Source organism: Streptomyces sp. NPDC039465, assembly GCF_055639315.1.
In genome coordinates this window covers 277228-299989 of the sequence record NZ_JBVKAP010000005.1, presented here as the reverse complement: position 1 = coordinate 299989, position 22762 = coordinate 277228, and the positions used below count along the sequence as shown (strand labels likewise).

The window sequence follows — 22762 nt, the reverse complement described above, 5'->3', positions numbered from 1 at the left end:
GACATCCGGCTGTTACAAAAGCCGGCCGTCCGACAAGCCGGCGGTCAGACCAGCCTTCGGGCCGTCGCCCAGCGCGTCAGCTCGTGCCGGTTGGAGAGCTGGAGCTTGCGGAGCACCGCCGAGACATGGGACTCGACCGTCTTCACGGAGATGAAGAGCTGCTTGGCGATCTCCTTGTAGGCGTAGCCCCGGGCGATCAGGCGCAGCACCTCCCGCTCGCGCTGGGTGAGCCGGTCGAGGTCCTCGTCGACCGGCGGGGCGTCCGTCGAGGCGAACGCGTCCAGCACGAAACCGGCCAGCCGGGGCGAGAAGACCGCGTCGCCCTCCTGGACCCGGAAGATCGAGTCGACCAGGTCGGTGCCGGTGATCGTCTTGGTGACATAGCCGCGTGCCCCGCCCCGGATGACTCCGATGACGTCCTCGGCGGCGTCCGAGACGGACAGCGCCAGAAACCGCACGGGGTGTTCGGCGGCGGCCATCAGGCTCGCGCATCGGCGCAGCACCTCGACGCCGCCACCGCCGGGCAGATGGACGTCGAGCAGCACGACCTCCGGGCGGGTCGCGTTGATCACCGTGACCGCCTGGTCGACGTCGGCGGCCTCCCCGACCACCTCGACACCGGTCACCTCGGTCCGGCCGATCTCGGCCTGGACGCCCGTACGGAACATCCGATGGTCGTCGACCAGCACCACACGGACCCGACGCTCCGTCGTCTCCTCGGTCATCCGTCCGCCCTCTCCATCTCAAGCTCCACTTCCGTACCCCCGCCGGGCACGGACCGCAGGCGGGCCGAGCCTCCGTTGCGCTGCATCCGGCCGATGATCGATTCTCGTACGCCCATCCGGTCGTCCGGCACCGCGTCCAGATCGAAGCCCGGCCCCCGGTCCCGGACGGAGACGAAGACCGTACGGCCCTCGACCTCCGCGTACACCTGCACCGCCCCGCCCTCGCCACCGTACTTCGCGGCGTTGACCATCGCCTCGCGCGCGGCCTGCATCTGTGCGGCCAGTTTCTCGTCGAGGGGGCAGTCGCCGACGACCACGACCTCCAGCGGGACGCCGTGCTTGTCCTCCACCTCGGCGGCGGCCCTTTTCACCGCCTCGGCCAGCGTCTCCGGTTCCTCGGCCTCGTCCTTGCCGGTGCCCTCCGGCTTGTAGAGCCAGTTGCGCAGCTCCCGTTCCTGGGCGCGGGCGAGCCGGCGCACCTCGCCGGGGTCTTCCGCGTTGCGCTGTATCAGGGTGAGCGTGTGCAGGACAGAGTCGTGGACGTGCGCCGCGACCTCGGCCCGCTCCTGGGCGCGGATGCGCATCGTCCGCTCCTCGGAGAGGTCCTGCGACATGCGCACCAGCCAGGGCCCGGCGAGCAGCGCGATACCGGCGAGGACGGCGATGGCGGCGGTCAGGGCCGTGCCGAGCTGGGCGGCCGAGCCGCGGACCACCATGAAGGCCGTCAGGCCCATGCCGACCAGGGCGACTCCGGCGAAGCCGCGGGCGAGCTGGAGGGTGCGGCGGCGGCGCGTGGACTCGGTCCAGCGGGCCCGGCGGGCGTTGTCCGCCTGCCGCCACACCAGGATCACGCCGACGCCGATCAGCAGGGTCGGCCAGATGTAGCGGTTGGCCCGGCTGCTCATGTCGACGTTGCCGACGAACACGATCGCGCCGATCATCAGCGCGATCAGGGCGAAGACCTGGCCCTTGTCGGGCTTGCGCAGTCTGCGTCGGCCGTCGGGGGTGACCTCGAAGACCGAGCGCGGCTGGGCCGCCCGGCCGCCGACGCCCAGCGGTACGACGATCCAGAAGACGGCGTACAGCAGCGCGCCGAGCCCCTCGGCGAGGAACAGCGCCAGGAACACGAACCGGACCCAGACCACGGGCAGCCCGAGGTGCCCGGCGAGCCCCCGCGCGACACCGCCGAGGAGCCGCCCGTCGGCGCTCCGGTAGAGCTTGCGCACGGGCGGGTCGTCGGTCTCGGGCGGACGGGCGGCGACTGGCATGCCCCGATCGTCACACGTCCGTACGGGCGAGGACATCAGGGTGCGCCCCTGACGCGACCCTGAGGCGCTGGGGGCGGTGCCGGCCGCCGGGCCCGCCGCCCGGCGGCCGCGTCTCGGTCGTGGCCGCGGGGCGCCGACCCGGGTCTCGGGTTCCGGTCTCGGGCTCGGGGCCCCGGGCCCGGGGTTTCGGTCCCGGGTCTCGGTCCCGGCCCTCGGGCTCGGGTCTCGGTCTCGGGCTCGGGTCTCGGTCTCGGGCTCGGGTCTCGGTCTCGGGCTCGGGTCTCGGTCCCGGCCCTCGGGCTCGGGTCCCGGCTCTCGGGCCCGGGTCTCGATCCCGGACCCCCGGCCCAGGTCTCGGGGTGAATATCAGGGACCGGCCAGGGTCCGGACGGGTGCCGTGCCGCGCTACAGCCCGTCACCATGGAGGCATGACGAGTACGACGCCCCCTCCCCCGGAGGCCCCGCCCGCCCCGCAGCTGCGGCGCACGCCGCGGCAGAAGGTCGTGGCGGGCGTCTGCGGCGGTCTCGGTCGGCACTACGACCTCGATCCGGTCTTCTTCCGGATCGTGATCGGTGTGCTGTCCGTGACGGGCGGCCTCGGCCTGATCTTCTACGGCTTCGCCTGGCTGATCCTGCCCGCCGAGGGAGAGGACGAGAACGAGGCCCGGAGGGTGCTCTCGGGCCGGGTCGACGGCGCGGCGCTGACCGCGATACTGCTGGCGCTCGTCGGTTGCGGGGTGTTCCTGACCATGCTCGGCAGCGGCGGCACGCTGGGCTTCGCCATGATGCTGGCCATCGCGGCGAGCGGCGCGGCCGTCTGGTCGCAGCGCCGCCGCCTGGTCACGGACCCGGAGGCCGCCGTGGACCCGGCGACCGCCCAGGCCGTGGCTGAGGCCCCGCCGGAGACGAAGGCGCCTCCGCCGCCCGAGAGCCCTTCGTGGTGGCGCGACCCCATCGTGAAGGACGGGACGACCGGGCCGGTCCCGGTCGGCTATCTGTGGGGCCCGCCGGGCGCGGCCGAGGCGGACGCGGCGGCGGCCACCCGTATCTCGAAGACCCCCGCCCCGCGCACCGCGCCCGTGCGCGGTCCGCGCTCGATCGGCGGTCTGGTGCTCGTCCTCGCGCTGGTCGCGGGCGCCCTCGGCACGACGCTGAGCTGGGACGCCCACCCGCTCGGCACCAGCCTGCAGATCGGTCTCGTCTCCGCGCTCGCGGTGTTCGCGTTCGCTCTGGTGCTCAGCAGCTTCCTGGGGCGTACGGGCTTCGGCACGGTCTTCATGACCGTGGTCACCGCCGTCCTGCTCGCCCTCGCGGCCGCCCTGCCCAAGGAGATCAGTACGGACTGGGCCCGTACGACCTGGAAACCGGCATCGGTCTCGGCGCTCCAGCCCCGCTACGAACTGGGGTCGGGCGTCGCCACGCTGGACCTCTCGGCGCTCGCCGTCCCCAAGGGCACCACGGTCGAGACGGTCGCGGAGGTCGGCGCCGGTCAGCTGCGGGTGGTCGTGCCGAAGAACGTCACGGTCACACTGCGCGCGGAGGCCGGCCTCGGCGATCTCCAGCTCCCGGGCGAGCCCCCCAACGACATCGACGTCGCCCCGGACCGGCAGGCGACCCGGACCCTCGCACCACCGTCCGGCGTCACCCCCGCGGGCACCCTCGACCTCACCCTTGAGGTCGGGCTCGGCCAGGTGGAGGTCACCCGTGCTGCTTCATGAGTTCCGCCCCGGCCGGCTGCTCGCCGGCGCCACCGGCCTCACCGTCGCGACACTCTTCGCGGGTGACGCGGCCGGCGCCTGGAACACCCCCGCCTACGCGGTCCTCCCTCTGCTGTGCGGAGGCCTCGGCCTGGCCGGCGTGGCGACCTGGATCGCCTACAGTCTGCGCCGCCGCTCGGCCAGGGCCGCGTCGACGGAGAACAGCGACGCCCCGGCGAGCACGAGCGGCAGCCAGGCCATGAGATAGGCGAGGTCGTTGCCGTAGTAATAGGGGTCGGTCTGCCAGCTGACGGTCAGCCAGAGGCTGAGCGAGATCAGCGCCCCACCGACGGCGGCGAGCCGCGCGAACAGTCCGATCAGCGTCCCGATCCCGACGACCAGTTCACCGACCGCGATCGCGTACCCGAAGGCGACCGGGTCCTTCAGCGCGAGGTCCACCAGCCACGGCACGGCCGAGCCGTCCCGGACGGACCGCATCATCTCCCCGATCGAGCCGGAGCCGCCGGCGGCCATGAAGGCACTGTCGGTGATCTTGTCGAGCCCGGCGTAGACGAAGGTCGCGCCAAGGAAGATCCGCAGTGGGAGGAGGGCGTACCGCGAGGCGGTGGCCTTCCACCCGCTCTGCCCGTCCCATCCGCCCCCGCTGCCGTACGTCGCCGTCGCCCGGTGCATCCGTGCTGCCATGGCAGGCCTGCCTCTCACGCCGCTGTCCGCCGCAGGTCCGATTCTGCCCGCGCCCCGTCGATTGGGATACGCGGGAAACCCACGCGTGGTTCAGCCCCGCCTCGGCACCCGCGCCCAGGCGTCGCCGACGAGCCCTTCCACCGGGGGCACGTCGATCCCGAAGGCCCGGAGCCGTTCGGCCACGTCGGTGACGGTGGTGCAGAGGCGGTGGGCGGCGACGAGGAGGTGTTCGAGGCAGACGGGTTCGTCCAGGGGGAGCCACCGGCCGTGGGGCGAGGCGTTGTCCCGCAGGACGATTACGGACTGCGTACTGGGCCGCTCGTCCGGGTACGTGGCGTCCTGGAGCTCCGCGCCAAGGGCGCGCAGCCGCTCGGCGATGGAGTGGACCGTATGGCCTTCGGTGGCCGCCACCATCCATGCATAGGCCGCCGGGATGGCTCGGCCCGCCTTCATGAACCCGTGGAGACCGTTGGGCGAGCGGCCCGGACTGGTTTGATGCCGTACGTAGAACAGCGCCTCGTCCTCGATGACTCTGCCCCGAGATGCGGCCAGCCCCAGGACGTGGAACCGCCTCCTGGCCTCCTCCACCGTCACACCGAGGGCGGCCGCCGCCGCCACGACTTGCACGGTGGACAGGTGCGGCCTCGCAAGGAGGGGGGTGGGATGGCGACCCCGTCCCAGACTCAGCAGCACCCTGTCCTCCTCCGTGAGCTCCGCCCAGGCTCCTCCCTCGGGGTCGGCCAGCCGCAGGCCCCGTACCCGTAGCGCGCGTGCCGCGCCTGCCACGGTCCACCCCTTGGCCAAGGCCACGGTCATCACAAAGCCGAGGGGCACCTCGGGGGCCTCCTCCCGGTCGCCATAGGGAATCCACAACCGGGTGAGCTGGGCCTCCTCCGCCGAGCTCAACCATTCGGGCTCGGACTGGGGCAACGCATCAACGGTCAGACCCAAGGCCATCAGCCGCTCCCGCGCCGCTCGCACCGTCACGCCCACGCGGTCGGCCACGATCGCCACATGGGCGAGCGGCACCGGGTACCGGGGATCGAGGCCCTTCTCCGACGCCCCCGACACCTCGTGGCGCGTGACCAACGTGACGTCCACGTCGTCGAGTTCATCGGGCAGTTCGTCATACGGCACCTCCACGCCCAGTGCCCGGAGCCGGTCACGTGTCTCCGCCAGGGTGTAGGCGAAACGCTGGGCCAGCGTGTTGAGGCTCAGCAACGTCACGGGCCGGTGAAGGTCCAGTACCTCGCGGTTGCGCAGTACGGCCGTCAGCAGCATGGCATCGGCGGGTGCAGGCGTGTCGTCGAATTCGGCCTCCTGCACCCGGTAGCCATGCGCCTGAAGGAGCAGGGCAGCCTCGTTCACCGTGCGGGAACGCAGATGGGCGAGCCGGTAGACGAAGGGCAGTCCGAGGCACAGCGGCTCCGCACCCTCCTTTTCGTGCGGCCACCGCCAGCGCACCATGTCCGCCGCTTCCAGATCCGTGCCTCTGGGCAGGTAGAAGCCCTGTTCCGCGAGGACAGCCCTGACCTCCTCAATGGTCATGCCGGTCTTGGCCGCCGCGGCGATGAGATGCGACGTCATGTCCACACGTGCAATCCAGGGGGCGAGACCGTTCAGCCGCTCGCTCAGCAACACACGAAGCCGCCTCCCGCTCGCCGACTCCGGTTCCAGCAGCGCCATACACGGCTCCGTGTCGAAGCCGAGGGCCGCCAGCTGGCGGACGGTCTCTCCCAGGGACAAGGAGTTTCTCGCGACGTGCGCCAGCACGCTGTCCGCGTGGATCCTGTCCCCAGGCCGCAGCCACGAGGAGACCCCTGCGGAGCTACCGCTGGTCATGGCGATGAGGGCCGCGGCCGGGATGGACAGAGGCCCGGGCGGAAGGGGCGAGGGCAGACCCAGCTCCCCCATGCGGTCCAGCACCCAGGAAAGGGGCTGGTGCAGATCCTGGGCGTAGGAGAGCACCGCGCCCGGGGCAGGCTGGTTGTCCCACACCATGCCCTCGGAATTGCGCATGGCGCCGAAGACGACCCCGTCCGAAGGAAACGCGGGGCGCAGCTCGGCCGATTCCAGGTCCGCCGGGCAGAGATCCCCGAGCGCAGCGCGCACGTCGGCGGGGAACAGGGCGGCGTAGCGCCACAGGGCGAGGTGCGCCGGCAGCCGTTCGGAGTGCGACGCCCCTCCCATGGGACCGTGCGGCGTACCCGGCGCACTCCCCCGCACCCACATCCCTGTCAGATACCGGTCCCCCGAGAAGTACCCCGTCCGCGCCAGCTCCGACGCACCCTTCCCCCGCCCCAACCGCGCGCCGCGTGTAATCAGGCCGCGGACGACCGCGTCCGCGACGAGCGGCTCCGCGTCCGCGACCTCGCCGAGCCAGCTCTCCGTCAGGACCTCGCTCTCCGCGAGCCGCTGCGCGGCCTTCCGCTTGCGCAGCATCGAGAACACCGTCTCGGCGATGTCGTCGACGACATGGCCGCGGTCCACGGAGAGTCTCGGCGCCGCCTTCTGGCCGCCTTCGACCCGCAGGGCCCGGCCCTTGAGGTTGACCACCGCGCCGCGCAGCTTCATCGGTTCGACCGGGCGGCGCTCGCCCGTACGCTCGTCGGTCGCGAACCAGCGGCCCTCGACCGCGATGCCGTCGACGAGCAGCGCACCGCCGTGCTCGCACCAGAAGACCTCGCCGTCCGGGTCCGGCACGATCGTGCCGCCGGCGTCGATGACCTTGCCGCCGCCGGTGTCGGGGCGGCTGCGGTACTCGTCCGGCTCCCATTCCTCGCGGTCCGTCCCGTACTCCGCCACGGTCTGGAACTGGGCGACGCCGAGCACCGACCGCAGCGCCTGCACGCAGGAGAACTCGGGCAGGTCGTCGCGGAGCCACCAGCGGATACGGGTGCCGCAGGTCGCGCCGTGGAAGTCCGTGCCCTCCTCGTGCGGCATCACCTGGAAGAGGTGGTCCGGGCCGGAGATCGTCACGCGCAGGGCGTCGCCTTCCGTGCCGTCCCGGCGCAGTTTGCGTGTCGTGACCTCGATCTCGTCGGCCAGCATGAAGTAGCTGAGCACGCCGATGCCGAAGCGGCTGTTCTCCTGGAAGGGGATGCCGCGGCGCTCCCAGTCGAGCTTCTCCTCCTGGAACGACGTGAGATGGGCCAGGCGAACGCCGCCCTGGGCGAAGGAGTAGAGCAGTTCGCCGCGGCCCATGCCGGAGCCGTTGTCGACGCAGTCGAGATATCTGCGGTTGCCTTCGGTGCCCTGGCGGAGCTCGATCCGGCCGGTCCACCGGCCGCCCTGGCCGCCCGAGGAGAGGGCCGCCTCGCGGGCGCGCCGGACCTGGCAGGCGTCCATGGCGTTCTGGTAGAGCTCGCGGACCGCGAGGTGCCGGTCGGGGTAGAGCTGTTCGCCGACGAGCAGTTCGCGGACGCGGGTTCCGTCGAGGCCGAAGCGGGTGGCGACGGGGAAGAACTTGTCCTTCTTGGTGACCGGGTCCTTCTCGGGGCGTACTTCGACACCGGACGCGCGGCTGGGCATCCGGGAAAGGCCCCGGACGGCGAGGTCGCTGCACAGCAGCCCGTCGAGCGATTTGGCGCGTTCCTGGAGCGCCACCATCAGGGCCTGGTGGCCGCATTCGGCGACCAGGCGCAGGGTGCCGCCGGCGTTCTCACCGGTGGGGATGTCCCAGCGGGCGCTCTCGATGGCCCGGCGGACATGGGCGAGCCCGATGCGGTCGCTGCCGCCGATGTGTTCGACGAGGACGGCGGGCATCTCGTACCGGTCGAGCGCCATCGTCTGGGCGGCGCACAGCAGCAGGCCGACGGTCTCGGGGCGGACCGCGGGGCCGGTGGGGGCGGCCAGCTGGGGCGGTTCGGCGAGGACGCCGCCGCCGTGCTGCATCGCCCGGAAGAGCCAGGAGACGAGCTGGGGTGTGCAGAGGTCGGTGAGTTCGTCCGTACCGGCCAGCATCGTCTTGAGGAACGCCAGCAGCGCGTCCGGGTGTTTGTGGGCGTCGCCGGGTCTCGCCCGGGTCTGGTGCAGCACCCAGGCCTCGACGACGCGCCGGTCGCGCAGCCGTCGGCGGGGGTCGGTGGTGGTGTCGGTCTGGCGGCGCAGGCGGGGGTACTGGACCCATTCGGCGCCCAGGTCCTTGTCGGCGCGGGAGACGAGCCGGACCCGGAAGCCGTGGAAGAGGGCGGGGGCCAGGGCGAGCAGGGCCGCCTCGGCCGGGGTGAAGGTGACCTCGTCGGGGAGGGAGGCGAGCAGGTCGGAGAGGCGGGCGGAGGCGCGCTGGTCGGCCTCGCGGTCGAGCCATGGGTCGTCGTCGAGGGCGGTGAGTTCCTTGGCCAGCCAGCTGTTGAGGGTGGCGAGGACGCGTTCCGCCTCTTCCCTGTACTCCTCGGCCTCGGCGCGGTCGGTGACGCGCCGCCAGGCCTCGTGGTCGCGCAGCCGCCGCGCGCGCTGCGCGGCCGGGTCGCGGCGGGCGGGCAGGACGGCGAAGCGGGGGCCGCCGAGCTCGCCGCTGAGCCGGGGGACCTGGCGGCGCGGCGGCCTCTGCTGCCGGGTCCGCAGGTCCTCCATGGCCTTCTCCAGGAGGTCGCGCAGCCGGTCGGCGGGCAGCTCGCCGGGGGCGTCGGCGAGGACTTCGCGCAGCGCCTGGGTGAAGAGGCTGTAGCGGCCGCCCGGTGCCGAGGCGTCCCCGGCGACGGCCGCCGTACTCTCCGGCTCGCACGCCATCAGGTAGCTGAGCCGGTCCGACCCGTCGGGCGGGTTCACCGGCGACTCCAGGGCGCTCGCCTCGTCGTCGACCAGCCGGTCCCGGCAGGCGTCCACGACGAACATCACCTGCTCCGCCTCGCTGCGCTCGGCCTGCGCGGCCCAGTCCCTGCCCAGCTCGACGTTGGTGGCGGGCAGGGTCTGGGCGCTGAGCAGGTCGACGGTGGAGTCGCCGCCGGCGAACCAGTGCCGGCCGTCGTGGTGGAAGCCGTGCCCGCTGAGGAACACCAGCAGGCGCTCGCCGCGGCCGGCGGAGGCGAGGAACTCGGTGATGCGCTGGATGAGTTCCAGGGCGGGCAGCGAGTCGCAGGCGCTCGCCTCGTCGATCGCGTAGCCCTGGTCGACGAGGGTGGCGCGGATGTCGCGGTACTCGTCGGTGAGGTAGCCGAGGTCGCGCCAGACGTCCGAGCGGTAGCGGGGGACGAAGAGCAGCAGGGCCCGGTGCGTTCTCATACGGGCGCGGTCCTTCCGGGCTCGTTCTCGGGCCGGCCGGGGTCAGCCGGCGTCCGGCCGTGCGGTGCCGAAGGTGAGCGTGACGGCGCCCTTGCCCTGGACCTCGCTGGTGCCGACGAGCTGGAAGCCTCCCTTGGCGGAGATCTCGAAGGAGACCTGGACCTGCTGGAGGGGGAAGGCGGATTCGGTCTGGGCGACGCGCTCGAAGATGCCGCGCAGGGCGGCGACGGAGGCCTCGACGCTGCGGGCGACCTCGTCCGTGGCGACGGATACGGAGGCCACCGCGGTGTTCCGCGCCCGGCGCCGCAGGCCCTTGGTGTCCGCGCCGCCGCCGGGAGCCTCGTCGGGTCCTCCGTCGACCGTGTCCGCGTCGACCAGGATCTCCAGCCGGGGTGCCGGGACGATCGTGGTCCTTGCTGCGTTCTGCCCCGTCATGTCCGTCACCGCGCCCCTCATTTCGTGCCACTTCCAGATCATCTGAAGGGTACTCACCTCAGGGAACCGGCAGGGCCACAAGCCGAAACCGCTACTCCGTCACATCGATGAGGACGCGGTTCGTCTCCACGCCCGCGGCGGTGACCACCCACACCTCCACGCGCCCCGGCTCGACGTCCACCGGCAGGGGCACCGTCAGGGCCGAGTCCGTCGGGTTGGCGAACCCGCCGGGGAGCGGGACCAGCGGGACCTGGGTGTGAACCGGGCCGATCCGGACGATCAGCCGGGTCAGACCGTCGGGGGTGGCGGCTCCCGGCGGGACGAAGCCGCTGCCACGGATCTCGATGTCGTCGCCGGTACGGATGGCGGCGTCCAGATCGCCCGCCTCCCGCGCGCGCACCACGGACAGGATCACGGGGCGGCTGCCTTCGGTGAACTTCCCGGCGAGGTACAGGACGGCGGAGAGGCCGATCAGCAGCGCCAGGGACCAGGGCGGGTCGGGCAGTTCGCCGGGCCGGCGGCCGAGCAGGACCGCCGTGTAGAGCAGCGCGACCGTGCTCGCGGCCAGGTACTGGACGTCGGTGAGGCTGGCGCTGCCGTTGTCGTCGCACAGGAGGTCGGCGCCGCGGGGCCGGGAGGCGCGGATCTTCTGCAGGCGGCGGGCCAGGATCCGTACGACGACCACGCGGCGTACGGCGACGGCGACGGCGCCCGTCACGGCGAGCACGGTCAGCAGGGCGGCTCCGCGGGCCGGTTCGAGTCCGGCGAGCAGCCGGTCGCGCTCAGCAGGGCCGGAGGCGGTGGCCAGGCGCAGTGCGAGGAGCAGCAGCGCGAAGACGGCGAGCAGCAGCCAGGACGCGGCGACCGCGCGGGAGGTGGAGAGCCGGTTGTCGTCGCCGATGAGCGGGGCGAGCAGGCCGCCGCGGGCGCGGTGGGCGCGGGCGGCCGCGGTGAGCGGGACGGCGGTCAGCAGGGCGGCCGCGAGCGTGGCGGTACGGGCGGGGGTCCAGCCTGCTCCTACGGCGGTGAGCGCCTGTCCGAGCAGCAGGGCGACGATGCCGCCCCACAGGGCGAGGAGGGTGCCGTGCCAGACCCGCCGGAGCCAGGCGGTGCCCGCCTCGCGGCCGCGGTCGGCGACCGTACGGGCGGACTGGCTGAGCTCGTCGGAGACCCACTGGCGGGAGGCGACCGGTGAGTGCGCGACCGCCGCGGGCACCCCCGTACCGACGGCCAGTTCGTCACGCCGGGCCAGGAACGCCGCGACGGCCCGCCGATGCCCCTCGCGTGCACCGTGCGCGCACTCGTCGCACTGTCTCGCCTCCTGCACCGTCACGGCGAACCTCTCCCTGGTCGTCGACAGGCCATCGACGGGCCATAGTCGGGCCGTCAACTTGCTGGTGATTCCAGGGAATTGTCCCGCACCTGACCACCCGATTCCGTGCTCGGGTACCGGGCCGAAGAGTGATTGGCCCGTCATCACATTGACGTAAAGGCCGCTTCTCCGACGGGATTACGACAGGAGTTCGGGTTCCGCGCGGCTGATCCGGCGCCACAGCGGCTGGTAGTTGATCCACGCCACCAGATCCGAACCGAGCTGCTCGCGGGTGGCCACGGCGTCACGGTGCTCGATGAGCACGGGCTTGCCCGCCGCCCGCGCGGCGAGCTGGACCTGGCTGCAGCGCTCCATCGCGATGAACCACCAGGCCGCCGCGTCGACGGAGTCGCCGACGGTCAGCAGGCCGCGGTTGCGCAGGACGATCGCCTTGTACGGGCCGAGCGCGGTGGCGATCCGGCGGCCCTCCTCCTCGTCCACGACGACCCCGGTGTAGCCGTCGTACAGCGCGTGGTCCTCGTAGAAGCCGCAGGCCCCCTGGGTGATCGGCTCGATCAGTTCGCCGAGGGCAGCCAGCGCCCGGCCGTGGAGGGAGTGGCAGTGGACGACGGCGACGACGTCGGGCCGGGCCCGGTGGATCTGGGCGTGCACGGCGAACGCGGCCTGGTTGACGTGGTCGCCGCCCTGGACGACCTGGCCCGCGCCGTTGACGAGGACGAGATCGCTCGCGGTGAGGTCGGCGAAGGGCGCCCCGAAGGGGTTCACCCAGTAGCAGTCGGCGTACTCGGGGTCGCGTGCGGTGATGTGGCCGGAGACGCCGTCCTCGTACCCGAACCGGCCGAAGAGCCGCAGCGCGCCGGCGAGCCGCTGTTTGCGGTGGGTCCGCTCGTCGGCGGCGGACTCATGGACGGGCGGCATCGCGAAACGCAGCTGGTCCACGGGGACGGGGGCCGGTATCTCGGTCATGGGCCGGAAGCTACCGCGCGGTACCACAGGTGAACAGAGGCGTGCGGGCATACGACGGCGCCGCCGTCCTCGGAGGGCGGCGGCGCCGTTCATGTCCGGCGGTCAGCCGGTCGGGACTACTCCCACTCGATGGTGCCCGGGGGCTTGCTCGTCACGTCGAGGACGACGCGGTTCACATCGGCGACCTCGTTGGTGATCCGGGTCGAGATCTTCGCGAGGACGTCGTACGGCATCCGCGTCCAGTCGGCCGTCATGGCGTCCTCGGACGAGACGGGCCGCAGCACGATCGGGTGGCCGTACGTACGGCCGTCGCCCTGGACGCCGACGGAGCGGACGTCGGCGAGCAGCACCACGGGGCACTGCCAGATGTCGCGGTCCAGGCCGGCCGCCGTGAGCTCCTCGCGGGCGATGGCGTCGGCCTCGCGCAGCAGGTCCAGGCGCTCCTTGGTGACCTCGCCGACGATCCGGATGCCGAGACCCGGGCCGGGGAAGGGCTGGCGCTGGACGATCTCCTCGGGCAGGCCGAGCTCCTGGCCGACCATCCGGACCTCGTCCTTGAACAGCTTGCGCAGCGGCTCGATGAGCTTGAACTCCAGGTCCTCCGGGAGTCCGCCCACGTTGTGGTGCGACTTGATGTTCGCGGTGCCGGTGCCGCCGCCGGACTCGACGACGTCGGGGTAGAGCGTGCCCTGGACGAGGAACTCCACCGGGTGGTCGTTCGGGGCCTCGGCGACGATCTCGGCCTGCGCCTGCTCGAAGACGCGGATGAACTCCCGGCCGATGATCTTCCGCTTCTCCTCGGGGTCGGAGACCCCGGCGAGCGCGGTGAGGAATCGCTCCTGCGCATCGACGACCTTCAGCGAGACGCCGGTCGCGGCGACGAAGTCCTTCTCGACCTGCTCGGTCTCGTCCTTGCGCATCAGACCGTGGTCGACGTATACGCAGGTGAGCTGGGAGCCGATGGCCTTCTGGACGAGGGCCGCGGCGACCGCGGAGTCCACACCCCCGGACAGGCCGCAGATGGCGCGCTTGGTGCCGACCTGCTCGCGGATGGCCGCGACCTGCTCCTCGATGACGTTGCCGGTGGTCCAGGTGGGCTCGATGCCGGCGCCGCGGTAGAGGAAGTGCTCCAGCACCTGCTGGCCGTAGGTCGAGTGCATCACCTCGGGGTGGTGCTGCACGCCGTACAGCTTCTTCTCGTCGTTCTCGAAGGCGGCGACGGGCACGACGTCCGTGGACGCGGTGACCGTGAAGCCCTCGGGAGCGGCGGAGCAGGCGTCGCCGTGCGACATCCACACGGACTGCTCGGCCGGGGTGCCCTCGAAGAGGGTGGAAGAGGTCTTGGTCACGTGCAGGGGCGTACGGCCGTACTCACGGGCGCCGGTGTTGTCGACGGTGCCACCGAGGGTCGTCGCCATCAGCTGGAAGCCGTAGCACATGCCGAAGACGGGAACGCCCGCCTCGAAGATCTCGCGGTCGAGGCGGGGGGCGCCCTCCGCGTACACGGAGGACGGGCCGCCGGAGAGGATGATCGCCTTCGGGTTCTTGGCCAGCATCTCGGCCACCGGCATGGTGGACGGGACGATCTCGCTGTAGACCCGGGCCTCACGGACTCGGCGGGCGATGAGCTGTGCGTACTGGGCGCCGAAGTCGACAACGAGGACCACGTCGGGGGTGGTGTCCGGGTTGGTGACGTCGGGCGCGGCAGCGGGAGTCGCTGATGACACTACGGCGGCCTTCCGGCGGTAGGGAGGATCCCCCGGAGGGGGCTATTTGTCGATTCTACCGGCGCGCCGGTGTCTCTTTTCGTCTCACCATCCGAACCCGGGTTGGCTCCGGCTCCCCGGGGCGGGCCATACTGTCGCCATGCGCACGCTCTCGACCTTCGTCTTTACCTATGGCACCGGCCCGTCCGGCTGCCATGGTCGAGCTGCTTGAGCAACTGACAAGCGACTTTCCAGGCGCCCCGGGCCGACAAGGCCCGGGGCGCTCTGTCGTTCACGGGCCGAGTCGCTCCAGGGCCCCGGAACCTCCGTACCGAAGGAGCCCCCCGTGACCACCACCCAGACCGAGAAGACCGGCGCCCGTACCGACGAGGCCGCGGCGCTGATCGGGGATGCGCGTGAGCGTATCGACGCGCTGGACGACCGGATCATCGGTCTGATCCAGGAACGTATGGCCGTCTCGGCCGTGATCCAGGAGGCCCGGATCTCCTCCGGCGGGCGGCGGGTGAACCTCAATCGTGAGATGGAGGTGCTCGGTCACTACCGGGACGCCCTCGGCAAGCCGGGTACGGCGCTGGCCATGACGATGCTGGAGCTGTGCCGGGGCCGGATCTGAGGCTTGCGCGGGCTTCTCTACGGATCTGAGTTCGGGCCCGCCCTCACCCGTACGGCGCGTGACCGGGCCCGGCGCGGCTTCGTTGGTCCCGTTGTCCGCACCAGCCAGGGGCGGGTCCGCACCACACCACGCGTGGCTCCGCTGGGGCGTGTGGCGTACCGCAAGTACGTCGTGGGACCTCGCCCCGGCGCGTGTGACCGGACGGCAGGGGACAGCAGCCCGGTCACCCAGAAAGGACGGTCGGTCCCGGGGACGCCCGGGGCCGGCCGCATCCGGTCCGGCAGGACCACCCATTCCAGTCCCCCGCGGCGCTTCCCCGGGCGCCGCTCCGAGGCACCCGCGCCACCCCGCCCGCCGGTGCCGACGGCCGAGGGCCCCGCGCACGGGATGTGCGCGGGGCCCTCTCTCGTCTCTCGTTCGTCCGCTGGTCAGACGCCCGGGGTACGGCGGCGGCGGGAGGCCAGGAACAGCGCGCCGCCGATCGCGAGGGCGGCCGCGGCGCCGCCCGCGACGATCAGCACGGTGGTGCCGGTCGAGGCGAGGCCGCCGGAGGTGGTGACGGTGGTGGTGGTGTCACCGGAGCCGGAGCCGCCGGCCGAGCCCGTGGCACCGCTCGTGGAGCCGGTCGTGGTGGAGCCGGTCGTGGTGCTTCCCTCGCTCTCGGAGGGGGTGGGGCTGGGACCGCCAGTGGTCGTGCCCGCGGTGGTGCCGGGCTTCACGTCGGGGTCGTTGACGACGAGCTCGGCGGTGTTGTTCGACCGGTCGGGGTCGAAGGGGACGATGTCCTGTACGGGCTCGTCGGGGTCCTCGGTGAACCCGCGCTTCAGATACACCTTGCCGACCGACTTGCCGGGCTTGTCGATCCTCAGCTCGAACGGGTACGGCATCGTGTGGCCGCTCTCCAGCATGCTGACCCCGCGGGTCTCGGTGAGCAGGCACCAGTAGTAGACGCCGCCCGTGCGGACCCACCTGCCGTTCTTGTCCCTGCCCTCGCACCGCTCGGGCGCCGCGGTGACCGTGACGTTCTCCGGGATCTCCACGATGTAGTGCGCGAAGGGCTCTTCGCTGAAGTACTGGATGCGGGCGGGGCCGTCGTTGCGGAACCTCAGCTCGGCCTTGACCGTCTCGCCGACGGCGCCGTGCGCCTGGGCGCCGGTGACCTGGAAGTCGGCGCTGTTCGCGACGCTGAAGTAGAAGTCCTGCCGCTGGTTCCACGGGTCCGGGTCGGGCAGCGACATCTTGGCGGCCGACACCTCCTTCAGGCGCAGCGCGGGGCCCTTCCCGGGGGTCATCTTGGCGGCCTTGCGGACGGTCTCGCGGTTCGCCGGGGTGTCCGGCTGGGCCACGTAGGAGAACTGCTCGAAGCTCGCCTCCCGCTGCACGGTGAGGGTCGGCGGGGCGTCCAGCGCGTACACCTTGCCCGGCTCGATCGGACCCTCGAAGTAGCAGACGGTCGTGCGCCGGAAGATGTCCGTCGAGTGCTGCCGGACGTCGCCGGACTCGCAGTTCGAGAACTGGTCGGGGAGGCTCAGGCCCTTCGTGCGGGTCATGTGGAGCATGACGGCTCCGACCGGCTCGCCGCCGACGTTGGTCAGGGCGATGGGGGCGGTCAGCCGCTCGCCGACCAGCGGCGAGTGCTTCAGCTCGAAGGGCTTCACCGCGAGGTCGGCGCCGCCGACGGTGACCTTCGCCTTGACTCCCACGCCCTCGGTCTCCGGGGCGTCGGAGGTGTACGTGATGTCGATCTCGCCGCTGTCACCGAGCTTGCTGCCCTTGGCCGCGGAGAGGTCCAGGGCACCCACGAGCCCGTTCTTCCTGACGTACGCGCCCTCGCACACCACGGTCGCGCCGGGGACGGTGACCTTGCACGGCTGGGGACCGCCCGCCGGGCTCACGTCGGCGATGCCGGCGAGGCCCCTGATGTCGAGCGTGATCCGGTAGGCGACCTTCCAGCGGTCCGCCTTCGTCTCGCGCAGGGCCAGCTGAAGCCGGGAGGTCCTCGGGTCGCGGCCCTCTGCGTACTGCGACAGCGCGACTTCGGCCGGTTCGACCAGTTCGAAGCGGGGGTCGTCGACCACGACGGCCTCGGCCGCCGCGGTGGAGAGCCCGACGGCCATCAAGGTCGCCGTCAGCAGAGCGGAGATGCGTTTCATGATCAGTCCGACCCGGCACGGGGGCTCCGGGTTGTACGCCACAAGATCACGGAATGAACACGGGGTGGACGACCCCGGGTGGACGAGGGGCCCCGTGGATCGTGTCGGATCCGCGGGGCCCCTCGTCCGCCTCTGCCTCGGTCAGCCCGTCGGCGCGGGCGGCCAGGACTTCGTCGGGCGGGCGCCGAGCGACGGAGCCGGAGGGCGCTCCGGGGTCTGCGGGGCGGATTCCGGAGCCTTCGGGGTCTCCGGGGTCGCCGCCGGTGTCCCCGGGGTCCCCGCTACGGACGACGCGGGCGATGTCGACGCGGGTGCCGACGGGGAGCTCGGTCCTGCGTCCGGGGACGCCGTGCAGGCCGTGCCGCCGACGGCCACAGCCGCCAGGGCGGCCAGCAGGCCGACCGTGCCGGGCAGGGAGCGCGGGCCCGGGGTCATCGGGCCGCGCGGCGGCGGGAGACGGCGATCACGATGGCGCCGGCCGCGAGGGCGAGCACCGCGCCGGCCGCGGCCATGGCCACGCTCGTACCGGTCGAGGCCAGGGCGCCCTGGGTCGTGACGGTCGTACCGGTCGTGGTCGTGCCGGAGGTGGCCGCGGTCGGGGACGGGGTGGGGCTCGGGGCGCTGTCGGCCTTGCCGTTCAGGACGATCTCCGCGGTGTTGTTGGCGGTGTTGGGGTCGAACGGCAGCTCCGGCTTGGCCGGGAGGGCGCCGCGTACGGTCACCGTGCCCGCGGCGTCCTTGACCACCTTCTCGATCGTCAGCTCGAACGGCAGGGGCTTGTCCGCGTCCTCCCGCACGATCGGCGAGAGCGGGCAGAGGTAGCGGGGCGCGCCGAGCGGGGTGGTGAGGGGCTCGCCGGAGGCGGAGACGGCGTTGCACTCCGCGGGCTTGCCGGTGACCTTGGCGCCCTCGGGGACGATGACGTCGACGACGCCGGCGGCGTCACCCGAGCGCTGGTTCCCGATCCAGGCCGGGCCCTTGTTGCGGAAGCCGATCTCGGCCTTGACCTTCTCGCCGACGCGGGGCTGCGCCACGTGCGCGCCGTGCACCGTGAAGTCCGCGGTGTTCCGGACCTGGATGGTCTCGTCCCGTACGTTGTCCGACGGCTCGAGGTCCTCGGCCAGCGGGGCGGCCGTCCGCTTGGTCAGGGTGAGGGCGCGGCCGGTGCCCTGGGCGGAGGCGCTCTGCGCCGGCTTGCGCTCGACGATGCTGTAGACGAAGTGCTCCTGGTAGGCGTGGGCGGCCGCCTTGAGCGTGAGCGGCTTCGACAGGACGTAGACCGCGTCCGGCTCGTACAGGCCGGGGAAGGAGCAGGTCATCTCGGAGTAGCCGGCCATCGGGAGGCCGTGGACGTCGTCGAGCTCGGCCTCGCGGTACTCGCAGTTGGAGAACCGCTCACGGATCTGCAGCCCGTGCGTGGGGCGCAGCGTGAGCCGTACGCCGTCGGCGGGCACCGTGCCCACGTTCGCGAACGCCACCGCGGCGGGCTGGGTCTCGCCCGGCTTCATCTCGGACTTCAGGTTCAGCGGCCGCATGACCAGATCGGCGCCGCCGACCGTCACCTTGGTCGAAAACGGGGTGAAGGTGGCGCCCTGCGCCGCGCCGGACACCTTGAGGGTGCCGGAGTAGGTCGGCTCGGAGCCCTCGGCGGCGGTGATCTTCAGCCGGGCGACCGTGCTGCGGCCCGGCCCGACGCCCGTGCCGGTGCACACGCCGGTGGTGCCGGTGAGCGTGCACTCCGGTCCGCCGGCCACGCGGTCGAACGTCACGTCGGCGATGTGGGCGAGCCCGGCGAGGTCGAAGGTGACGGTGTACGCGCCGGGGAAGGTGCCCGCGGCGTCCGTGCTCGGGTTGAGCACGGTGAAGTCGACGGTCTCCGTGTGCGGGGTGCCGCTCGTGGGGTACGGCCGCAGCACGACCCCGGACGGCCCGCCGAGCGTGAACTCGGGGTCGGCGGCGTACGCCGGGGCGGCGCCGAGGCCGACGGCGGCCAGCCCGGCCGTGGCGAGCGCGGCGACGGCCCCAAGGACCTTCGCGGGGAAACGACGTGACATCTGCGTACCTCTGGTCAGCTGGTGTGGGGGTGCGGCACACCCGTTCGACCCCGGTGCGGACGCAAAGGTTGCACAGCTGAAGATCACGAAATGGGCACGCGGACCGGCGCGGGAGGCGGTGTGACAGGCGCCACATAAAGATTCCGTGAGATTGGATGCAACCAATCCGCTTCCTCGCGGGTCATGCATGCGGAGCCAACGGCCCCGGTCTAGCCGGAAAGGCGCTGCACTCGGAGGGGGGTGCAGCGCCTTTCTTGTTCCGCGACCTAGGCGGGCTTCTTGGGCGGTACGACCGGCATCCCCAGGAACGGCAGTTTCAGCGCGCCGAAGGCCTCGGCCGGGACCGCGGGCGACTTCGGCTCGATCGGCGCCAGCCGTACATAGCCGGCGCCCTGCCTCGGCCGGGGGTCCTCCTCGCCCTTGTTGGGCCAGAAGGACATGGCCCGCTCGGCCTGCGCCGTGATCGTCAGCGACGGATTGACCCCGAGGTTCGCCGAGACCGCCGCGCCGTCGACGACCGAGATGCCCGGGTGGCCGTACAGCCGGTGGTACGGGTCGATGACGCCGTCGTCGGCGGTGGCGCCGATCGGGCAGCCGCCGAGGAAGTGGGCGGTGAGCGGGGTGCCCATCAGCTCGCCGATGTTGGAGCCCGCGAAGCCGTTGATCTCCTTGGCGAGGAGGGTGGCGGCCGTGGTCGCCTCGGGGATCTGGTTCGGGTTGGGGGCGCCGTGGCCCTGGCGCGCGGTGAGCAGGCCCTTCCCGATGCCCTTCGGCTTGCGGTACGTGGTCAGTGAGTTGTCCAGGGACTGCATGACCAGACCGATGATGGTCCGCTCGGACCAGCGGCGGTTGGAGAGCGAGCGGACCGCGAGCGTGGGGTGCTTGAGCATTTCGAGGAGCCAGTTGCGGACCCGGTGCGCGCCGTACGGCACCTGAAGGATGGTCATGCCGCCCATGGCGTTGGAGCCCTTGCCGTACCGCACGGGCTCGATGTGAGTGTTCTCGTCCGGGTGGATCGAGGAGGTGATCGCCACGCCTCGGGTGAAGTCGACCCGCGCCGCGCCGTGGCGCTTGCGGTAGCGCCGGTCGGTGGTCTGCGAGCCGACGAGCGCCTCGGAGTTGGTACGGGTCAGTTCGCCGAGCCGGGCCGGGATCCGGGGCAGGAGGCCGGAGTCCTTCATCCGGTGCAGCAGCGTCTGCGTGCCGTACGTCCCGGCCGCGACGACGACCCGCCGCGCCGTGAACGTCTTCCCCCGCCCCCTGCGCTTGTTGTCGGTGGGCAGCGTCCTGACCGCGTATCCGCCCCGCGAGTCCTCGGTGAGCGCCACGACCGAGGTCATCGGGTGGACGACGGCCCCGGCCTTCTCGGCGAGGTACAGGTAGTTTTCGTTGAGGGTGTTCTTGGCGCCGTGCCGGCAGCCCGTCATGCACTCGCCGCACTCGGTGCAGGCCCGCCGCGAGGGCCCCACGCCGCCGAAGTACGGGTCGTCGACCTCGCCGCCCGGCGCGGCCCTGACCTTGCCGTCGGCGTCGTCCCCGTCCCCGAAGAAGACGCCGACGGGGGCCATGTGAAAGGTGTCGCCGATGCCCATCGCCTCGGCCGTCGCCTTCAGATGCACGTCCGAGGGGGTGGTCGTCGGGTTGAGGCGGACGCCCAGCATCCGCCTGGCCTGGTCGTAGTACGGGGCGAGCTCGTCCTGCCAGTCCGTGATGTCCTTCCACTGCGGGTCGTTGAAGAACGGCGCGGGTGGTACGTACAGCGTGTTGGCGTAGTTGAGGGAGCCGCCGCCGACCCCCGCGCCGGCGAGCACCATCACATTGCCGAGCAGGTGGATGCGCTGGATGCCGTAGAGGCCGAGCGCCGGCGCCCAGAGGAAGTTCTTCAGGTCCCAGGAGTTCCTGGGCAGTTCGGTACGGGCGAAACGGCGGCCGGCCTCCAGCACGCCGACGCGGTAGCCCTTCTCCGTCAGCCGCAGGGCCGTGACCGAGCCGCCGAAACCGGAGCCGACGACGATGACGTCGTAGTCGTACGAACCGTCCTCGTCCTGATTCTGGGCAGGGGGTAGCGCGGTCATGGCTCTCCTCGTACGAAAAGGGACGGGTGGATCAGCGCAGGCGCAGGGCCTTCATCGCCTTCAGGGAGGCGCTCATGAACGCCGCGTACTTCTCGTCGTCCATCCCGAAGGCGGGCGCCAGCGGCATCAGCCGCTGCTGGGCGACGGTCTGGGCCTCGGTGTACTTGAGGATGCCCTCGGAGCCGTGCCGGCGGCCGAGGCCGGACTGCTTCATGCCGCCCATCGGGGACTGCACGCTGCCGTAGGCGGGCGCGTACCCCTCGTTGATGTTGACGGTGCCGGTGCGCAGCCGGGCGGCGACCGCGTGGCCGCGGCGCGCGTCGGTGGTCCACACGGAGGAGTTGAGGCCGTACGGCGTGGCGTTGGCCAGCTCGACGACCTCGTCCTCGTCGGTGAAGCGGTAGATCGACACGACCGGGCCGAAGGTCTCCTCGGAGCAGACCGCCATCGGGGCCTCGACGCCGTCGAGGATGGTCGGCTCGAAGAAGTACGGGCCGATGTCGGGGCGGGCGACACCGCCCGCGACGACCTTGGCGCCCTTGGCGACGGCCTCCTCGACGTGCCGGGTGACGGTCTCCAGCTGCCGCTCGCCGACGAGGGAGCCCATGTCGGCGCCGTACGCGAGGGAGTTGCCGAGCCGCATCGCCTTCGTACGGGCGGCGAAGCGGGCGACGAACGCGTCGGCGACGGACTCGTGGACGTACAGCCGCTCGATGGAGATGCAGAGCTGTCCGGCGGAGGAGAAGCAGGCCCGTACGGCTCCGGCCGCTGCCTGCTCGACGTCCGCGTCGCGCAGCACCAGCATGGCGTTCTTGCCGCCCAGTTCGAGGGAGACGCCGACCAGCCGGTCGGCGGCGCCCTTGGCGACCTCGCGGCCGGTGCGGGTGGAGCCGGTGAAGGAGACGTAGTCGGCGTGCTTGACGACCTCGGGGCCGACGACCGGGCCCTCGCCGAGGACAACCTGGAAGACCTCGGCCGGCAGCCCGGCCTCGACGAGCAGGTCCCTCGCCCAGAGCGCGGTCAGCGCGGTCTCGGTGTCGGGCTTCATGACGACGGCGTTGCCGGAGACGAAGGCGGGCAGGGCGTCGCCGACGGAGAGCTCCAGCGGGTAGTTCCAGGGGGCGATCTGGCCGACGACACCGCGCGGCTGGCGCAGTTCGGTGACCTTGGTGAGGGTCGGCACGACGCCCGTGTGCCGCTTGGGGCGCAGGTAGGAGGGGGCCTTGCGGCCGTAGTGGCGGGCGGCGACGGCGACGGCCTGGACCTCTTCGTGGGCGTGCAGCCGTGCCTTGCCGGTCTCCAGCTGGATCAGGTCGAGGATCTCGGCCTGCCGCTCCAGGACGAGGTCGTGGAATCGGAGCAGGACGGCCGCACGCGCGCGTACCGGCGTCGCCGCCCATGCGGGCTGGGCGGCACGCGCGCGGGCGAAGGCCTCGGCGACGTCCTCGGGCGTGGACTCGGGCAGTTCGGCCAGCTTCTCGCCGGTGAAGGGCGTGTGGTTGGCGGTCCGGCCGGAGCCGACGACGGCCTTGGTGAGCTGGGCGACCACTTCGGGCGTGACCACGTCGGCCGCGGTGCGCGCGCCTGCCGGGGCGGGGGCGAGGGGGTTCGTTCCGGGGGCGGCGATGGCCTGCGAGTCCGTCATGGGGGCGAGGGTATGCCGCATCCGGGCCTTTGGGTACCCGTCGGTAATGGCTTTCACGGGGTGCGCACAACCGCGCCAGCGATCACTGGCACATAAGCCCTGATCAGGGGCTCATGGCCGGTGCCGGGCCCCATGAAGGAGGC

Annotated in this window: 14 protein-coding genes; 2 read left to right on the top strand and 12 right to left on the bottom strand. The window is 72.1% G+C overall.

All coding sequences use genetic code 11. The annotated features are described in order from the left end of the window. Positions 1-44: 44 nt before the first annotated feature. Together ACZ7LT_RS19320 and ACZ7LT_RS19315 are read right to left on the bottom strand one after the other, a co-directional pair. Positions 45-725, bottom strand: coding sequence for a LuxR C-terminal-related transcriptional regulator (locus ACZ7LT_RS19320; protein WP_471237237.1), 681 nt, complete (start codon positions 723-725; stop codon positions 45-47). Continuing rightward, complete coding sequence (locus ACZ7LT_RS19315) at positions 722-1993, bottom strand: PspC domain-containing protein (protein ID WP_471237236.1); 1272 nt, start codon at positions 1991-1993, stop codon at positions 722-724. The genes ACZ7LT_RS19320 and ACZ7LT_RS19315 overlap by 4 nt, the downstream gene beginning before the upstream one ends. A 428-nt stretch (positions 1994-2421) precedes the next feature. Here ACZ7LT_RS19315 and ACZ7LT_RS19310 point away from each other — a divergent pair, with 428 nt between their 5' ends. Then, entirely contained in the window at positions 2422-3711 is a 1290-nt protein-coding gene (locus ACZ7LT_RS19310) for a PspC domain-containing protein (protein ID WP_471237235.1), read from the top strand. A gap of 156 nt (positions 3712-3867) precedes the next feature. On the opposite strand, the gene ACZ7LT_RS19305 is transcribed toward ACZ7LT_RS19310, so the two are convergent. The 6 genes from ACZ7LT_RS19305 to guaA form a co-directional block, all read right to left on the bottom strand. Beyond that, the gene (locus tag ACZ7LT_RS19305) at positions 3868-4383 is read right to left on the bottom strand and encodes a DoxX family protein (RefSeq protein ID WP_471237464.1); all 516 of its coding nucleotides are present in this window, start codon (positions 4381-4383) and stop codon (positions 3868-3870) included. 102 nt (positions 4384-4485) lie between these two features. Continuing rightward, positions 4486-9618: a wHTH domain-containing protein gene (locus tag ACZ7LT_RS19300; RefSeq protein WP_471237234.1), complete on the bottom strand. Its 5133-nt coding sequence runs from the start codon at positions 9616-9618 to the stop codon at positions 4486-4488. A gap of 42 nt (positions 9619-9660) precedes the next feature. Further along, the gene (locus tag ACZ7LT_RS19295) at positions 9661-10053 is read right to left on the bottom strand and encodes a Pepco domain-containing protein (RefSeq protein WP_471237463.1); all 393 of its coding nucleotides are present in this window, start codon (positions 10051-10053) and stop codon (positions 9661-9663) included. Between the two features lie 91 nt (positions 10054-10144). Next, complete coding sequence (locus ACZ7LT_RS19290; RefSeq protein WP_471237233.1) at positions 10145-11386, bottom strand: hypothetical protein; 1242 nt, start codon at positions 11384-11386, stop codon at positions 10145-10147. 177 nt (positions 11387-11563) lie between these two features. Beyond that, positions 11564-12352 carry a class II aldolase/adducin family protein gene (locus tag ACZ7LT_RS19285; protein ID WP_471237232.1) on the bottom strand — a complete coding sequence of 263 codons (789 nt, stop codon included), beginning with the start codon at positions 12350-12352 and terminating at the stop codon, positions 11564-11566. Between the two features lie 116 nt (positions 12353-12468). Further along, positions 12469-14079: a glutamine-hydrolyzing GMP synthase gene (gene guaA, locus ACZ7LT_RS19280; protein ID WP_471237231.1), complete on the bottom strand. Its 1611-nt coding sequence runs from the start codon at positions 14077-14079 to the stop codon at positions 12469-12471. A 325-nt stretch (positions 14080-14404) separates the two neighbouring features. Between guaA and ACZ7LT_RS19275 the strand changes: the two genes are divergently transcribed. Then, positions 14405-14692 carry a chorismate mutase gene (locus ACZ7LT_RS19275; protein WP_471237229.1) on the top strand — a complete coding sequence of 96 codons (288 nt, stop codon included), beginning with the start codon at positions 14405-14407 and terminating at the stop codon, positions 14690-14692. A gap of 428 nt (positions 14693-15120) precedes the next feature. On the opposite strand, the gene ACZ7LT_RS19270 is transcribed toward ACZ7LT_RS19275, so the two are convergent. The 4 genes from ACZ7LT_RS19270 to ACZ7LT_RS19255 all read right to left on the bottom strand — a co-directional run bounded on the left by ACZ7LT_RS19270 (position 15121) and on the right by ACZ7LT_RS19255 (position 22619). Continuing rightward, positions 15121-16845 (bottom strand): hypothetical protein, encoded by a 1725-nt coding sequence (locus tag ACZ7LT_RS19270; protein WP_471237227.1) that lies wholly within the window; start codon positions 16843-16845, stop codon positions 15121-15123. Between the two features lie 431 nt (positions 16846-17276). Beyond that, positions 17277-18899, bottom strand: a complete 1623-nt coding sequence (locus tag ACZ7LT_RS19265; RefSeq protein ID WP_471237226.1) for a COG1361 family protein — start codon at positions 18897-18899, stop codon at positions 17277-17279. A gap of 266 nt (positions 18900-19165) precedes the next feature. After that, entirely contained in the window at positions 19166-20974 is a 1809-nt protein-coding gene (locus ACZ7LT_RS19260; RefSeq protein WP_471237225.1) for a GMC oxidoreductase, read from the bottom strand. A 31-nt stretch (positions 20975-21005) separates the two neighbouring features. Then, positions 21006-22619, bottom strand: a complete 1614-nt coding sequence (locus ACZ7LT_RS19255) for a succinic semialdehyde dehydrogenase (RefSeq protein ID WP_471237224.1) — start codon at positions 22617-22619, stop codon at positions 21006-21008. Positions 22620-22762: the final 143 nt, after the last annotated feature.

Bases quoted from the DNA above. Each gene is read 5' to 3' on its own strand.
- ACZ7LT_RS19300 (WP_471237234.1), bottom strand. From the start codon at position 9,618: ATGAGAACGCACCGGGCCCTGCTGCTCTTCGTCCCCCGCTACCGCTCG.
- ACZ7LT_RS19315 (WP_471237236.1), bottom strand. From the start codon at position 1,993: ATGCCAGTCGCCGCCCGTCCGCCCGAGACCGACGACCCGCCCGTGCGC.
- ACZ7LT_RS19260 (WP_471237225.1), bottom strand. From the start codon at position 20,974: ATGACCGCGCTACCCCCTGCCCAGAATCAGGACGAGGACGGTTCGTAC.
- ACZ7LT_RS19270 (WP_471237227.1), bottom strand. From the start codon at position 16,845: ATGAAACGCATCTCCGCTCTGCTGACGGCGACCTTGATGGCCGTCGGG.
- ACZ7LT_RS19305 (WP_471237464.1), bottom strand. From the start codon at position 4,383: ATGCACCGGGCGACGGCGACGTACGGCAGCGGGGGCGGATGGGACGGG.
- ACZ7LT_RS19310 (WP_471237235.1), top strand. From the start codon at position 2,422: ATGACGAGTACGACGCCCCCTCCCCCGGAGGCCCCGCCCGCCCCGCAG.
- ACZ7LT_RS19285 (WP_471237232.1), bottom strand. From the start codon at position 12,352: ATGACCGAGATACCGGCCCCCGTCCCCGTGGACCAGCTGCGTTTCGCG.
- ACZ7LT_RS19255 (WP_471237224.1), bottom strand. From the start codon at position 22,619: ATGACGGACTCGCAGGCCATCGCCGCCCCCGGAACGAACCCCCTCGCC.
- ACZ7LT_RS19320 (WP_471237237.1), bottom strand. From the start codon at position 725: ATGACCGAGGAGACGACGGAGCGTCGGGTCCGTGTGGTGCTGGTCGAC.
- ACZ7LT_RS19265 (WP_471237226.1), bottom strand. From the start codon at position 18,899: ATGTCACGTCGTTTCCCCGCGAAGGTCCTTGGGGCCGTCGCCGCGCTC.
- ACZ7LT_RS19295 (WP_471237463.1), bottom strand. From the start codon at position 10,053: ATGACGGGGCAGAACGCAGCAAGGACCACGATCGTCCCGGCACCCCGG.